Source organism: Aliikangiella sp. G2MR2-5 (assembly GCF_015687155.1).
Taxonomy (GTDB): Bacteria; Pseudomonadota; Gammaproteobacteria; order Enterobacterales; family Kangiellaceae; genus Aliikangiella.
Map to the genome: position 1 here is coordinate 237,460 of NZ_JADPQF010000006.1, position 15,848 is coordinate 253,307.

Sequence of the window (15,848 nt, forward strand, 5' to 3'; positions counted from 1 at the left end):
AACACTTGATTTAAAAAGCCAAGGCTAAACGGTCGCTTGCAATGTGGCTGTAGTGACACTAGAACGATGCTCGCTACTTGCGAAACTCAGTAGCCGCTTTAGAAATCAGGTTTTGCAATATAAGAGGCCATTTTGACTCTAAGTTCAATGACTAAGTCCAATATTCAGAGTAAATCAGTACGGCAAATGAGCATGCTTTCGAGCAATCCCCATTATAAGTATTCAAATTTAAGGCTTGCCTGCACGGGGTTGGCCCTGTTGTTGCTTTCCGCCTGTGCGGGCCAATCGGGTGAGACCTTTCAGGCCAAACATCAAGCTTATCAGCTTTCCAGTCCATCAAGTCTGACTGCCAAACAGCGGGCTGATTTATACCAGGCGATTATGGCTGCAGATATGGCGACCTTTAAGCAAGACTACCTGACTGCGACTCGCTACTTCCTTTATGCGGCCAGTATTTCCAAGGAAAAAGAACTCATTCAAAGAAGTATTGAGTCTGCCAGAAATGCTGATGATCCTTTAGGACTGGAGCAAGCGGCGCAAATCTGGCTGGAATTAGAGCCTAATAGTCAACAGGCAAAAACTGTTTTACTGGAAGCTCAGCTTAGCCTGGGAAATACCAGCGCAGCTATCGAAACAACTTTAGAAATATTCGCACAACTCGAAAATGAAGAAGAAAAATATGACTTTTTGAAAATTAACGCGATGGGGCACGCCCCAAGAACAACTAACAGCTACTTGCGTGAATTATTTAATGCTCTTCCAGATAGTACGGCAATTATTACCGCGCATGCCAAGTTCATATTTGATTTGACCCAACAAAACCCAAAAGCCGCTAGCTTATTAGAACGAGGGCGTTTATTGGTAGAACGAGCATTATCACTCGATCCCGGCTTTTTTCCAGCAATCCAGCTAAAATCCCATATTCTTTATCAACTAAGGCAGGATCAGGAAGCAGTCGACTTTCTCAAACAGATTTACCTCGCAAACCCTGAGAACAACAGAATCTCGCATATGCTAGGACAACTTTATTATGACCTGCGCAACTTTCAGGCTAGTGCCAATCATTTTACTGGTTGGCTAAAGGAGCACCCTGAAGATATTGAAGCGCGTTATTATGAAGCTGCCAGTTACTACGCTCTGGGGCAATACCATTTAAGTCTGTCTGGATTTAAAAAGTTACTTGATAAAGGCTTTCGTCCAAATACTGTTGCCTTTTATTGCGGCGATTCAGCACATAAAGCGGAGAATATTGAGCTAGCATTAGATTGTTATTCAAAAGTCGGACAAAGTGAGTTTTTTATAAAGGCAAAAATTCAAACCGCCTCGATTCTGGCGCAAACCGGTAAGGTTGAACAAGCACTAGCCTCATTAAAAGTTGATTCTCAATTAGAAGAAGATGATCAGGTCAAGCTACTCGGTGCGGAAATCAACTTACTCAATCGTTTTCAGTCAAAGGATGACGCCAAAGCCAAACTGGAAACGGCGCTTAAGAACTATCCGGATAACCTGTCTCTTTTACTGAAAAAGATCGAGCTTTACGAGTTAACGCAAGCCCCGAAAAAACTCTATCAGTTGCTCAATCAGGTCAGAGATCTGGTTGAAGCCGGTCCAGAACTCGACCGTTTTGATCTGGCCTCTGCCGCACTATTAAAAAATAACGAACATTATCAACTGGCAATTAACTGGCTCGACCGAGCCATTGAAGAAAAACCGGAAGATAAAGACTTACTATATACTCGAGCCATCTACAAAGAGTCTCTTGCTCTTTATGATGAAATGATCCAGGAATTCAAGTATCTGTTAACACTGTTTCCCGATGACTTAAATATTAAAAACGCGCTAGGCTATACACTGGCCGATACAGGCAAAGATCTCGACTACGCACAAGAGCTTATCGACAGTGCTTTTGAAGGCTTGCCTGACAATGCTGCCGTAATTGACAGTAAAGGCTGGTTGGCTTACCGAAAAGGTGAGTTTGAAATCGCCGAGCAGTTTTTGGTTAAAGCGTTCAAAATGGCACCAAGTGCAGAAGGTGCTGCCCATCTGGGTGAAGTTTTCTGGAAAACAGGCAAGGTTGAATTCGCTAAAGGCGTATGGCGAAAAGGGCTTTCCCTGGATAAAGACAACCGAGTCCTGAACGAAACTCTGGAACGACTGAATATTAATCTGGAATAATTTTTGTTATCTCTCACACATTATTAATAGATTAAGCTCGAACATCAGGCACCACAAATGGACGGAGATCATTCAGTGATGCCGCTATTTTGCTCTTATTAAGGAATTCTTTTGAAATTACCCCTGAATATTTTCCATTTTTTTCTGTCCGTGTGTTTAATACTGATTAGCGGCTGTACACCCAGATCGTCAGTTTATACTGCTGGAATTACACCACTTTCCTCAATAAATCATTGGCAAGTGAAAGCACGAGTTGCGATAAGAACGGAAGAAGAAAGTGTTTCAGCGACTCTAGACTGGAAACAGGCAGCGAGGGATTTTGACTTTCATATCTACGGGATGTTCGGTGCTACCTACGCACACCTGATACAAGAAGGCCATAGTGCAACTTTGAAACTCCCTGAAGAGAAAATATTTAACCATCGGGATGCACAGGTTTTACTCGATGAAATATTAGGCTGGGACTTCCCCATTGACGCCCTTTCATACTGGATTAAAGGCCTGCCTTCTGGAATGAAAAATGAGTCAATAAAGCGAGACGAAGAACAGCACCTTGCTTCTGCCGAATTGAATGGATGGAGAGTAGATTTCAGCCGCTACCAAACCTATTCGGGATATCAGATGCCTAAAATAATCAAAGCCAGTCATCCTCAACTAACCTTAAAGATAGTCGTAAAAGATTGGGAATTTCTTCCTGAAGGCAAACTCTGATAAACCTTAATAGAGAAATGACAATATCGAAAGTTTGAACAAGAAAAATGTAGAGCCAAACGTGGATACCTATTTAAACAATAGTAAAAATGAACAAAGCAGCTATTGGCCGTGTCCGGCTAAACTCAATCTTTTTCTGCACTTTACCGGGCAAAGAAGTGATGGCTATCACGAGTTGCAGAGTGTCTTTCAGTTACTTGATTTTGGTGATCAATTAAAAGTTAACCCAAGAACGGATGGTAAAATAACGTTCGACTGCAATATTGAGGAACTTAAAGGTGATGATAATTTAGTTGTACAAGCGGCCAAAAAGTTGCAATCGATAATTTCGCAAAATTATTCTAAAGGCAAAATGACGTTACCGGGAGCTGATTTATATTTAGAAAAAAGACTTCCTGCCGGCGGTGGTATTGGAGGGGGTAGCTCAGACTGTGCAACAGCACTTGTTGCGCTTAATCACATTTGGCAACTGGAACTCAATCTGGATACCCTGGCCGAAATAGGGCTTTCTCTCGGTGCAGACGTCCCTATATTTGTTCGCGGAAGAACGGCATTTGTCGAAGGTATTGGCGAAAAAATCACCCCCTTCGAGATGCCGGAAATCTGGTATCTGGTTGTGTACCCTGGTTGTCATGTAACCACTTCGAAAATTTTTTCAAATCCCTTATTGACAAGAAATAGCAAAGCCATCACAATACGCGACCTCAACGCACTGGAGCTTCCTTTCAAAGGAAAGAACAGTATGCAGACTTTAGTCTGCAGCGACTATCCAGCGGTGAAATCTGCGCTTGATTGGCTAAATCAGTTTAGTAATCATGCAAGAATGACCGGAAGTGGAAGTTGTTTGTTTTTAGCCTTTGACAAAGAGCAAGAAATGCGTAAAATAGCGTCCCGTTGTGAGTGGTCACACTTTGTGGCTAAAGGAGTTAATATTTCTCCACTTCACAAACGGCTTTTAGAGTTAATCGGTAACGGTTAAAATTAAAAGCAAAGGATGCCAGATAGACTAGAATGAACTAGAATATCTGATACTCAACAGGGGTATCGCCAAGCGGTAAGGCAACGGGTTTTGATCCCGTCATTCGTTGGTTCAAATCCAGCTACCCCTGCCATTTTCTTTGTTTGTTTAACATCTTAAGCAAACCAGATAAAAATCCATTTCGCATAATTCAAAAATCTGATGGCCAACGTAAAATTTCGCTTTAACAAAAATAATAAAGCAGCATTTGCCATCCTGATATATTATTTCTATTCTTTTATTCCAAGCTTTAAGACAATTGGGGTCAAATAATGTCTGATATGATGCTTTTTAGCGGAAACGCTACACCAGAACTCGCTCAAAAGATTGCGAACTACCTGGATATTGATATGGGTAAAGCCAAAGTCGGTCGCTTTAGCGATGGCGAGGTTGCAGTTGAGATTCTGGAAAATGTTCGTGGAATGGACGTTTTCATTGTTCAATCTACCTGTGCCCCTACCAACGAAAGCTTGATGGAGCTGGTTGTGATGGCCGATGCATTGCGCAGAGCTTCAGCCGGCAGAATCACGGCGGTTGTCCCCTATTTTGGTTACGCCCGTCAGGATAGACGAGTCCGTAGTGCCCGGGTACCGATTAGTGCCAAAGTTGTGGCTGATATGATGGCTGTGGTTGGTATTAACCGTGTTTTGACGGTCGACCTGCATGCGGATCAAATCCAGGGATTCTTCGATATTCCGGTTGACAATGTTTACGCAACACCAGTGTTGATTGAACACATTCAGCGAAACTGGTCAGGCGATGAAATAGTGGTTTCTCCTGATGTTGGTGGTGTTGTTCGCGCTCGAGCCGTGGCAAAACGTATGAATGATGCCGAACTGGCTATTATCGACAAGCGCCGTCCGGAAGCGAATAAATCTGAAGTTATGCATATTATCGGTGATGTAGAAGGCAGAGACTGCATCATTCTGGACGATATGGTCGATACCGCGGGAACTTTATGTACTGCAGCTGGAGCACTCAAAGCTAATGGCGCTAAAAGCGTTTCAGCCTATGCCACCCACGCCGTACTTTCAGGTAAGGCAATAGAAAACATTAATAATTCAGTCCTCGACAGACTAGTCATCACTGATACTATCCCGCTTAGCGATGAAGCGAAAAACTGTGATCGTATCACTGTGTTAACTTTGTCAGAAATGCTCGGTGAATCAATTCGACGTGTCAATGAGGAAGAATCTCTTAGCTCAATGTTCATGGACTAGCCAGTTGGGCATATAAAAAGATACTGCAAACCAGTAATTTGACAGCCTATCGGCTGAAAAAGGGTGCCAACAGGCGCCCTTTTTCGTATTAATAGCCCGATTTATCCTATTAACATACAGAATTTTTGCTTTTCACAGGCTGCGACTTGCGCCGAGGCCCGTCTCTGCCTTATAATTCGCCGCCCTTTTTTATCAAGGGACGAAGGCTTTTACTATTTTGGGACTTATTTGTCTCTGTCGAGGCCTGGTATCACTCCCTGTCTGGTCGCGGTCAGGGTTAAATTAATTTTTTGGAGTAATCGAAAATGAGCGATTCATTTGAATTGAATGTTGAACTTCGAGAAGATATGGGGAAAGGTGCGAGCCGCCGCCTACGTCGTCTTGAAGATAAAATCCCGGGTATCATATACGGCGGTGGCAAAAAGCCTCAGCCTATCAGCATTAACCACCCAGAGATCATTAAGCACCTTGAAGAAGAAGCTTTCTACTCTCACATTTTGACCCTTAAAGTTGGTTCAAAATCTGAAAAAGTTATCTTGAAAGACCTTCAGCGTCACCCTTTCAAGCCAAAAGTTACTCACGCTGACTTTATGCGTGTTAAGGCAACAGAAAAACTTCACACTTCGGTTCCTCTTCATTTCTTGAATGAAGATGGCTGCCCAGGTAAGAAAGCTGGCGGTATTATCAGCCACGCAATCACTTCGGTTGAAGTAGCTTGTTTACCAAAAGACCTTCCAGAATTCCTGGAAGTAGATTTGGGTGCGCTGGAACTTGACCAGGTTGTTCATTTATCAGACATTCAGCTACCGAAAGGTGTTGAAATTGTTGAGTTGACTCACGGTGAAGACCACGATCAGGCGATTGTTACAATCCACAAAGGTCGTGCAGCCAAGTCTGCAGACGACGAAGCTGGTGAAGAAGCTGCTGAGTAATCAGTAATCTGCTTTGCACAAAGCTGCAATCGGAACGCTCCTTTTGAGGATGATAGTTCGGGTTGCAGCTTCTTTGTTTTAGCGCTTAATAAAATTGGCTAGAACAATAAAAACAAACGATACAAATATGAGTAAACGCCCATAAGAGTGGATAGTTGAGATGATTAAGCTGATTGTAGGACTGGGAAACCCTGGCCCCGAGTACGCCAAAACCAGGCATAATGCAGGCGTCTGGTATGTCGAAGAAATCGCACGTGCTTATTCAATTGACCTTTCTCTTGAAACCAAGTTTTTTGGCCATACCGGCCGCGGCTTAATTGATGGTAAAGATTGCCGGCTACTCATCCCAAACACCTTTATGAATCTAAGTGGAAAAGCCGTTGGCGCTTTGGCCACTTTCTACAAGATTCTACCTGATGAAATTTTGGTAGCACATGATGAACTGGATATTGATCCTGGAACTGTCAAATTAAAAAAAGGTGGTGGTCATGGTGGTCACAACGGACTAAGAGATATCATTAAATCTCTTGCCAACAACAAAGAATTTTATCGATTGAGAATTGGTATTGGTCATCCTGGAAACAAAAATCAGGTCTCCAATTATGTTCTCGGCAAAGCGCCCGCCGATGAGCAACGCGCTATTGAAGAAAGTATTGACGAAGCCTTAAGACATACGGGCGATATATTGCGCGGTGAGCACAACAAAGTGATGCAGACCATGCATGCGTTTAAAGCATAAGTAACTATTTGCTTCTTCCATTTCTGTGAAATGGGAAAAGTTAAACTGAATTTTGGAGAAATCAAATGGGTATCAAATGTGGCATAGTTGGCCTACCAAATGTAGGTAAGTCAACACTATTCAACGCGCTAACGGATGCAGGTATCGACGCGCAGAATTACCCTTTCTGTACTATCGAACCGAATACTGGCGTAGTGCCTGTGCCTGACGTTCGTCTGGATAAACTCGCTGCAATTGTTAACCCCGAAAAAGTTTTACCAACCACAATGGAGTTTGTTGATATTGCGGGTCTGGTAAAAGGCGCTTCAAAAGGTGAAGGACTGGGAAATCAATTCCTGGCAAATATTCGTGAAACCGATGCGATCGCTCATGTTGTTCGTTGCTTCGAGAACGATGATGTTATTCATGTCGAAAACAAAATTGATCCACTGGACGATATTGAAGTAATCAACACGGAACTGGCATTGGCGGATCTGGAGTCGGTAGAAAAACGAATCCAGAAAAATATTCGTGTTGCCAAGAGTGGAGACAAAGAAGCAAAAGCTTTATTAGAAATTCTGGAAAAGTGTCGCGCACTGCTCGAAGATGGTCAACCAATTCGTTCGGGCGATTGGGATAAAGACGAAGCGAAGCAAATAAAAGGTATGCAGTTCATTACAAGCAAGCCAACCATGTATATCGCCAACGTTAGCGAAGATGGCTTCGAGAATAATCCTTATCTGGATAAGGTTACTGAACTGGCAAAAAATGAAAATGCCAGCGTTGTCGCAGTTTGTGCTTCGATGGAATCAGAAATCGCCGGGCTGGAAGCTGACGAGCAATTAGAATTTCTGGCAGAAATGGGATTGGAAGAACCGGGGTTGAACCGAGTCATTCGTGCCGGCTATGAATTATTAAACCTGCAAACTTATTTTACTGCTGGCGTTAAGGAAGTTCGCGCCTGGACAGTCAAGGTAGGGGCTACCGCGCCGCAAGCAGCCGGGGTCATACATACCGACTTTGAAAAAGGTTTTATTCGCGCCGAGACAGTAAGCTACAATGATTTTATCGAATATAATGGCGAGGCCGGAGCGAAAGAAGCGGGCAAATGGCGCCTTGAAGGAAAAGACTATATTGTCAAAGATGGTGATGTAGTTCACTTCCGCTTCAACGTTTAACAACCGATTAAACACTCAAAAAAGCCCTGTAAAACAGGGCTTTTTTTCTGTCAAACCTGAGCAATCTTAACTAAGCGTTAAACTGTTTAGTCCAGTCAATCTCTCCTGTTCCAACTTTCGGAGAACCACCGCAAAGATGTCAACTTAATTCTAGCGGTAAAACCACACATGCAACCTTATTGCGAATCATTTGCATTATCATAATCATTTACATATAATGCCGCGCGTTAAAATCAATTAATTTGTACTAAGGGAATACCTCAATGTCTCAACGAACCAATCTACTCGCACTTGCAACAAGCCTGATTATCGGCTCCACCACCCAACCTTTAATGGCTGGTGAAAACCTGCTTGGAACTGTTCAAGGTGCAGAAACACTTCCTGAAGGCGCTTATGAACTCTATCAAAAAGTAACTATTCGCTCTGACAAAGGGCAAGGTGACTATCGCGCAACCAACTATGAAACCGAATTAGAATACGGTGCAACCAATAAATTATCCGTTACTGGCTCGCTGAAGATGTTATCACTGGACACAAGCGGTCTGATTATTGATGGCTATCTCCCTAAAGAAAACGATCTTTCCCTGAAAGTTTCCGGTGTCGAAGGAAAATTGAAGTACATGTTCTTAAGTCCCGCAATGGACGATATCGGTTTATCAGGCTCGATTGCTCTAGACTACGACTGGGTTGACCCCCACTCCGGACAGGACAAAGATACATTCTCTCTTGAAACTGCGCTTCAACTTCAAAAGTTTATGCTGGAAGGACAGTTTGTATGGTTGGGTAATTTCGGAATGGAAGCAACCTATGCCAAACGAGATGAGTTGAGTGGACTACCGGCGGATTTTGACTGGCCAACAGAACCTGAAATGGAAATCGAATTCAAACTGGGTACCGGCTTTAGCTACCGTTTTGCACCTAAGTGGTTTGTCGGTTTTGAAGCCTTCTATGAAACAGAGTTTGAAACTGAAGTTGGACAGGAGCGCTGGTCGTTTTTTGCAGGTCCTTCGCTACACTATGGCACAGCCGACTGGTGGTGGACCGTCAGCTGGTTACCTCAGATCAAGGGCGGTGGCGAACAATACGAAGGTCAACTCGATACTGACTTGCATCTAATCGAAAAAACCGAGCAAGAACTTAAACTCAAAGTCGGAATTAATTTCTAGCAACGAGTCGCTTTACTCAAAACTAAATAATTACACAGGCGGAGCTAATCCGCCTTTTGAGTTTTTGTTTTAGTGCAGACATTGCAATTTGCAGGAGAAAAAAGATGAACAATCCGCGATGGAGCCCTTTAGTCATAATACCGGTTAGTGCAGTTTCAATGCCTTCTTACGCCATTGACTATCTGACAGCCGAGGAAGCTCAGCAACAAATATTCTCAAGCGAACATCAATTTGTTGAAACTCCTCTGCTATTGAGTGATGACAACAAAGATCAAATTAAAGATTTATCCGGTGTGCGCCAACGAAAAAATGAACAGAAGTTCTGGAAAGTTATGCAGGGTGATCAGCAAGTTGGCTGGTTTACTGTCGATGATGTTATTGGCAAACATGAATATATTTCTTACGCTGTTGGCATTGACCTGAAAGGCGAAGTGACCGGGGTTGAAATACTAAGCTACCGCGAAACTCACGGAGGTCAGGTAAGACAGGCTGACTGGCGCCAACAGTTTGTCGGAAAGTCACTGCAAGATTCGGTTAAACTGGGTAAGGATATAAACAATATCAGCGGTGCTACACTCAGCTGCCGTAACATTACCGATGGAGTCAAACGTCTTCTGGTGATCCACAAACTATTTTTAATCAGCCAGAAAGTAAGTTAACTTTGAACATGCTACGTCGAGCTCGCCCCTTTCTGGGTACCCTGGTTGAAGTTGGCTTAAGTGACAATGTGGCGCAGGCTCCAGAGATTGCAACGCAAGCACTCGAATCAGCCTATTCAGTCATTGCCGATATTGAAAAACGATTAAGCTTTCATCGGGCAGACAGCGAACTATCCCGGTTAAACCAAAGCCCGGGCCAATGGGTTAAGCTTAGCAGACACGCAACTCGTGTGTTACGACTGGCGAAACAGCTTGGCATGTTAACCGGTGATTACTTTAACTGTACGGTCGGCGGAATACTGGTTAAAAATAAACATCTCCCATTGAATGTGGCACACTCATTTTTTCCACTGGGTTCGAGTTCGGACATTGAAATCAGTCTTGACTCAGTTCGACTGAAACGTCCGGTTTTAGTGACTTTGGATGGTATCGCCAAAGGATATGCGGTTGACCAGGCTGTCGCAATGCTTCGTCGCCACGGTGTCAAAGGAGGCTGGATCAATGCCGGCGGAGATTTACGAGTATTTGGAACAGCAAGATTGAATATTCAACAAAGAGATTACCGGGGACTTCACGGAAATCTTCTTTTAGCAAATAGCGCGCTGGCCAGCTCTCGACTTGCTGAGAAACCAACTCGCGAATTCCCCGCCCAGCTTATTACACAAGGCTTTTTGAAAAGGAAGACACATCAGGTAGCATTGCCAGAGCAAACTTTCTCGCCTAAAGCAGAGCAACAAGAGTCGATCATCAGTGTAAAGGCGGCTAGTGCGTGGCGTGCTGATGCGCTGACTAAAGTTGCGGCGAACCTTCCTCAATCCCAACGCCGGGAAAAAATAGCACAACTCGGCGGTACACTTATTGACTTTAAATCGCTTGCAGAAAATGAAAGGCTCTCACGATATGAAAAAACTGAATGGCTATCCTAACTGGTTTTTCTGGCTGTTAATTTTTACCTCGGTGTTAACGCTGGCCACTGGAGTACTTATGATCCCGGGCGCTCTGGAGTTTAAACTTCAATGGGAAGTCGACTGGCGTCTTAGTGGCGAGCAACGTTTGCCGATGGTTATGCTACACGTCTTGTCTGGCTGGTTACTGCTAATGATTTTAGGCGCCTTATGGCAAGTACATTTGCGTGCAGGTTGGCGACAGCGTAAAAATCATTTGAGCGGAATTACGCTCGCACTTTGTTTATGCGTACTCGCAGTTACCGGTATTGGTCTTTACTATCTGGGATCTGAACTCGGACAAACCATTTCCAGTGTTACTCATAGCGGCACAGGAATATTATTTGGCCTGATAATCGGCTGGCACATCTGGCATGGTGGTCAGATAAGAATGGATAAAAGACGAAAACAATCTGTCAGATTAAATAGTCTACAACCTGGTCTAGTTGCAAAAACGGATGCCGCTTAGGCATCCGCGTTTTAAAGATAGGTTAAAGGCGACTTTTAAACACTGCGTGTTGCCAGCGCCGGCGATATCTGACAAGCTTTTTTAGCCGGTCCAAACACCGCCAGTTGCCCTATAAACCATAATAGCAACATCCCTGCCGGAATATAGTACCAGTCAATTTTAGGCAGGTTTAACATATCGACCAGAACCATATTCAAGCCAATAGTCATCGCAGCACCAACCACCACACCAACACTGGTTATCAGAAAGTTCTCCAACATAAAATAGCGAAGAATATCTTTTTTTCTAGCACCCAATGCGCGCCTTGTCCCTATCTGTTTTTTACGACGGTTAACACTAAAGCTTGCCAGTCCGATAATACCAAGAGCTGTAACAACCGTTAAACAGACAATTAATACTTTTAAAATCGTATTCATACCATTATGCGCTTGATAACTTTCGGTACGAATTTCTTCCATGCTACGAACATTTCGGATCAGACGACCTTTATAATTGGCAAATAATTGCTCCTCAACTTCTTTCATCAATCTGTCACGCTCACCTGGCTCTGTACGTACCATGATTCGTCCCCCGCCGAACAACGTCCGATTGGGTACCAGCAGTGTTCTTTCAACACCGCGCCAACCATTCCACGGAGCCTGCATCTTTTCGACAATGCCAATAATATTGATTGGCTGGGTTTCATTGATATAAACAGTTTTACCGAGTGCCGCCTGCCAGTCACCATCAAAAAGATCTGATGCCAGCGCTTTGGTAACCACCCCTTGCCCTGGCCAGTCGTTTGAGGTTCTTTCTCGCCAAATAATTTCATCGGCAGTGAAATTTCTTCCTGCCAGTAATTTAACGCCAAAAGCATCCACGCCTTGCTCGTCGACAAAATAGATCGCGGTACCAACGCCATCGGCATCAGGTCCAGTTTCTCTGGCCAGTCCCATCGACCAGCCACCACCAGTTAGAGGCGCTGAGTTGGTCTGAACGGCAGCGACTATGCCTGGCATTTTGCGGATGTAATCGAGATCTTCAACAATCCGGGTTTTCTCGTTAAAATCATCAGCAAATCCCATGTAGGAAAAGAGAAAAGTATTCTTCTCATCGATCCCTGATTCGCGCTCCATCTGCCCTTGCCGTTGTTGAATCATAAAAACAGAATTAACAATAATGGTCATAGTCAGAGCAATCTGCAAAGCGATCAACAAAGCACCGGTTTTATTTCGGGATAAAGCACTTAATATCGGTTTAATTTCCATTGTGATACCTCTTTGCTTATTGCGTTTTTAGTTGAACGGCAGGCTGAATATTGCACGCTCGCCAGGTAGGATAGGCACCGGCCAATAGTGCCGAGACTATCGCCAGTAAAATCGCAAAAATCACCATATTGCTATCCAGATAAACCAGGTGCTGAACATTTTTTCCAAACAATGCAGAGACACCTTTCAAACCTCCCCAGGCCAGCCCTAATCCGATAATGCCACCAACAAAACCGATAATGCCTGACTCCATCAAGTGCTGGATAAACAAATTGCGCTTTGAAGCGCCAAGCGCTCTGCGCAATCCAATTTCACCTGATTTAGTGCTAAACTTGGTTAATAGCAACCCGATAGTGTTAAGCAAACAAACCATCAAAAACATCACGGATAACCACATTACAATTTTAGCGCTATCTTGTACCACGCCTTGTAATTCCATCCATTCCATTACATCATTAATTTTATTATTTAACGGACGAGGGAATCGCCCCAGTTCCTTTTGCTGCTTGGCATAGTTATTCAAGAAACCAAGATACTCCTGTTGCTCATTCTCGGTAGGGAGTTCCGCCCAGAACTGTATCCAGACACATTCAGAATTAAGAAACCCTTGAAACCCGTCTTCATCACTTGGCTTCCAGCAGTTAGTGTTCCCCGAGCGAGAAAGTTCGAGACTCGCGATCAAATTAAAAGGAATGTAATAACCTTCTGGTTCTCTGAATGCTCCATTAGTGACATCATAATATTTCGGAATCGGACGATAGTCGTCGAGCACACCGACAACTTTGTACTCTCGCCCTGCAATACGAATAAATTTTCCAACAGAGTTCTCGCCGCCGAAGACTTTTTCATTGGTTTCTTTGCTAAGTACCGTCACCATTTCCAGATTATCGTCACTTTCACGACTCCAACCATTGCCGTATAAAAACGGTGTGCTAAACATGGCAAAAAAATCACCGAAAGTTGCCCGACCTTCAGTTTCGAAAGGTCTAACATCTTCGCCTTCAGGCTCGATTACAGCAAACACTTTACTCATTGCGGTTTGCCTTTTAGCCGGTGCATTTTTCATTAACGCCATAGCGTCCATATAGGTCACCTGATCAGGTAAAATATCCGGTTCACGATAAGGCCGGTTTGGATCCCAGCTGTCCAGCTGGATAGCAAATAGCTGATCACTTTTTTGTGGAACAGGATTTGCTCCCATAGCATAGTTAACGGTAATAGTGGTCATGGAGGCACCAATACCGACTGCGATTGCTGCAACCATCAGAGTACTTAAAATGGGATTACGCTTTATCGACAGCAACGACAATTTAAAATAATAACCTAACATTGATCACTCTCCTTACGCTAACGCAGGCTCATGCAGAGGCATTTCTACTGGTGACTCAACACGACTCACCTCACTCACTTTTCCATCTTTTACTGCGATTGAACGCGGTGCTCTGAGTGCCAGTTTAGGATCATGAGTCACCATAATGATGGTAGTTCCCTTTGAGTTAATATCTTCCAACAATTCCATGACACTTTCTGCCATCGCTGAATCCAGATTTCCGGTGGGCTCATCCGCCAACAGGAAGCGCGGAGAACCAGCCAGTGCGCGTGCAATAGCTACCCTTTGCTGTTGTCCACCAGAAAGTTGTGCAGGAATATGCTTCATGCGATTAGCCAGCCCCACAATATCGAGTGCATTTTCAATTCGCTCTTTTCGTTCTTTGGCATTCATAGAACGATAGCGCAGTGGCACATCCACATTGTCGAATAAATTCAAATCCGGAATCAGATTAAAGCTCTGGAAAATAAATCCAATTTTTTCATTTCGCAATTTTGAACGTTGGTTGTCATTAAGATCTTTTACATCAACCCCGTCGAGAAAATACTCTCCCGCAGTAATGGTTTCCAATAAACCGGCGATATTGAGAAATGTGGTTTTTCCAGAGCCAGAGGGCCCGGTGACTGCAACAAACTCTCCTTCATTAACCTGCAAAGAAAAATCTCTAAGCGCGTGCGTCTCTACAACTTCGGTTCGAAAAACTTTTCGAATATTGTTCATTTTAAGCATTGATATCTCCTGTTACTTATCGATTAATGAGAACGCTATCTGCGCCTTCGAAGGATTCGGTGTTAGAAATAATGATCTGATCGCCTTTTTTCAGTCCCCCCAGAATTTCAACTTGGGCGAGACTTTTGGCACCGGTTTTAATTGCAACTTTCTGCGCAATATCGCCGTCGAGCTTATAAGCAATTCTGCCAGCACCGGCGTCAAGGAACTGTCCCCGCTTAACCATGAGAACGTTTTCTTTTTTCTCAAGAAGAATGCGAGTAGTCAGCTTTTGATTTTGTCTTAATCCTGATGGCGGATTATTATCGAAACGAACTCTTCCAATAACCTGATTGTTCTGAATTTCCGGAGAAATAGAAACCAGCTTCGCCAAGTGCATTTCGTTACCGCTTCGAATTTCCGCGGCCATACCTAGCCCTAAATCGTCGGCATAGGACTCAGGAACGGCAACCTCGACTTCAAACTGACTCAGGTCCACTACAGAAATAACCGGTTGGTTCTTAGCAATTGCCGTCTTTTCTTCAACCACCAGCTGACCAACAATCCCATTCACCGGAGAGCGCAAACGCAAGCCTTCAACCTGTCGAGTCATTTCATCCACGAGTAATTGCTGACGTTGTATTTGTAAGCGCTTGGTCGTAAGTTCAAAGTCCAGACTTTCCTTGTTCAGTTTGGCATCCTGTACCGCATGCTGATGTGCCAGTCTGGCATTTTGTAAATCATCTTGCGCTTTTTCATAATCGATAGTGCTAATAGCATTCCGTTTGTAGGCTTCTTCTGCTCTTCGTTTTTCTCGCTCGGCAGCGTTTAGCGTTACCTTGGCCAGGTCTACAATTTTCTGGTTCTCGAGCGCCTGCTTTTTCGACTGGATAGCTTGGCGGTCTTTATCGATCTCCATGCTTTGCAGTGTTGCTAACTCCTGCTCCAGTTGATTAGTCAGTTCAGGGCTGTCAATTTCCGCCAGAAGTTGCCCCGCTTCCACCTGCTCACCAGCCTGAACCTGAAAAGAGACAGTACCACTGGCATTGGCAAACAGCGTTGGGCTTACCGCGGCAACAACCTTACCCTGCACCGAGACATCGCGAATAAAGTCGCCTCGAGAAACCTCACCGAGTCGAATACGATCATAGGCAACACTATGTTCAGCAGCTGACCAACGAGAAAAAGCCGGGGCAGCAAAAGCCACAGCAACAGCCAGAATAATTCCTCCACCCACAGCATACTTAAAGCCGCGGCCCCTGCCCGACTTTTCCAGGATAATGTCCTGTCCAGAAGTATCAGATATTTTCAAATTGATTCCCCAATCGATGTGTTTGAACAAGTTCTTTAAAAAACGTTAACACTGACTAGTG

General features: G+C 44.0%; 15 protein-coding genes and 1 tRNA gene. 12 read left to right on the forward strand and 4 right to left on the reverse strand.

Features of this window, described 5'->3' with window-relative positions:
• Positions 1-132 precede the first annotated feature (132 nt).
• The 12 genes from IYN84_RS17775 (at position 133) to IYN84_RS17830 (ending at position 11,190) form a co-directional block, all read left to right on the forward strand.
• Positions 133-2,175, forward strand: a complete 2,043-nt coding sequence (locus IYN84_RS17775) for a tetratricopeptide repeat protein (RefSeq protein WP_196140610.1) — start codon at positions 133-135, stop codon at positions 2,173-2,175.
• 111 nt (positions 2,176-2,286) lie between these two features.
• Positions 2,287-2,886: a lipoprotein insertase outer membrane protein LolB gene (gene lolB, locus IYN84_RS17780; RefSeq protein WP_196140611.1), complete on the forward strand. Its 600-nt coding sequence runs from the start codon at positions 2,287-2,289 to the stop codon at positions 2,884-2,886.
• Between the two features lie 61 nt (positions 2,887-2,947).
• Positions 2,948-3,865, forward strand: a complete 918-nt coding sequence (ispE, locus tag IYN84_RS17785) for a 4-(cytidine 5'-diphospho)-2-C-methyl-D-erythritol kinase (RefSeq protein ID WP_196140612.1) — start codon at positions 2,948-2,950, stop codon at positions 3,863-3,865.
• A 58-nt stretch (positions 3,866-3,923) separates the two neighbouring features.
• Positions 3,924-3,998, forward strand: a tRNA-Gln gene (locus IYN84_RS17790).
• Positions 3,999-4,176: 178 nt separating this feature from the next.
• A complete protein-coding gene (locus IYN84_RS17795; RefSeq protein WP_196140613.1) occupies positions 4,177-5,124 on the forward strand; it encodes a ribose-phosphate pyrophosphokinase in 948 nt (315 codons plus the stop codon).
• A gap of 305 nt (positions 5,125-5,429) precedes the next feature.
• The gene (locus IYN84_RS17800; RefSeq protein ID WP_196140614.1) at positions 5,430-6,056 is read left to right on the forward strand and encodes a 50S ribosomal protein L25/general stress protein Ctc; all 627 of its coding nucleotides are present in this window, start codon (positions 5,430-5,432) and stop codon (positions 6,054-6,056) included.
• 160 nt (positions 6,057-6,216) lie between these two features.
• Complete coding sequence (gene pth, locus IYN84_RS17805; RefSeq protein ID WP_210330681.1) at positions 6,217-6,795, forward strand: aminoacyl-tRNA hydrolase; 579 nt, start codon at positions 6,217-6,219, stop codon at positions 6,793-6,795.
• Positions 6,796-6,860: 65 nt separating this feature from the next.
• Positions 6,861-7,952, forward strand: a complete 1,092-nt coding sequence (gene ychF, locus IYN84_RS17810; protein ID WP_196140615.1) for a redox-regulated ATPase YchF — start codon at positions 6,861-6,863, stop codon at positions 7,950-7,952.
• A 263-nt stretch (positions 7,953-8,215) separates the two neighbouring features.
• Positions 8,216-9,118: a DUF6662 family protein gene (locus IYN84_RS17815; RefSeq protein ID WP_196140616.1), complete on the forward strand. Its 903-nt coding sequence runs from the start codon at positions 8,216-8,218 to the stop codon at positions 9,116-9,118.
• Between the two features lie 104 nt (positions 9,119-9,222).
• Positions 9,223-9,777 carry an FMN-binding protein gene (locus tag IYN84_RS17820; RefSeq protein ID WP_196140617.1) on the forward strand — a complete coding sequence of 185 codons (555 nt, stop codon included), beginning with the start codon at positions 9,223-9,225 and terminating at the stop codon, positions 9,775-9,777.
• Between the two features lie 8 nt (positions 9,778-9,785).
• Positions 9,786-10,703: an FAD:protein FMN transferase gene (locus IYN84_RS17825; RefSeq protein WP_196140686.1), complete on the forward strand. Its 918-nt coding sequence runs from the start codon at positions 9,786-9,788 to the stop codon at positions 10,701-10,703.
• Positions 10,678-11,190, forward strand: a complete 513-nt coding sequence (locus IYN84_RS17830; protein WP_196140618.1) for a hypothetical protein — start codon at positions 10,678-10,680, stop codon at positions 11,188-11,190. The genes IYN84_RS17825 and IYN84_RS17830 overlap by 26 nt, the downstream gene beginning before the upstream one ends.
• 35 nt (positions 11,191-11,225) lie before the next feature.
• On the opposite strand, the gene IYN84_RS17835 is transcribed toward IYN84_RS17830, so the two are convergent.
• Genes IYN84_RS17835 through IYN84_RS17850 form a run of 4 tightly spaced genes read right to left on the reverse strand, consistent with a single transcriptional unit; the run spans position 11,226 to position 15,787 of the window.
• Complete coding sequence (locus tag IYN84_RS17835; protein ID WP_196140619.1) at positions 11,226-12,437, reverse strand: ABC transporter permease; 1,212 nt, start codon at positions 12,435-12,437, stop codon at positions 11,226-11,228.
• Positions 12,438-12,453: 16 nt separating this feature from the next.
• Entirely contained in the window at positions 12,454-13,767 is a 1,314-nt protein-coding gene (locus IYN84_RS17840; RefSeq protein ID WP_196140620.1) for an ABC transporter permease, read from the reverse strand.
• A gap of 12 nt (positions 13,768-13,779) precedes the next feature.
• Complete coding sequence (locus IYN84_RS17845; protein WP_196140621.1) at positions 13,780-14,496, reverse strand: ABC transporter ATP-binding protein; 717 nt, start codon at positions 14,494-14,496, stop codon at positions 13,780-13,782.
• Positions 14,497-14,512: 16 nt separating this feature from the next.
• Positions 14,513-15,787, reverse strand: coding sequence for an efflux RND transporter periplasmic adaptor subunit (locus tag IYN84_RS17850; protein ID WP_196140622.1), 1,275 nt, complete (start codon positions 15,785-15,787; stop codon positions 14,513-14,515).
• Positions 15,788-15,848 lie beyond the last annotated feature (61 nt).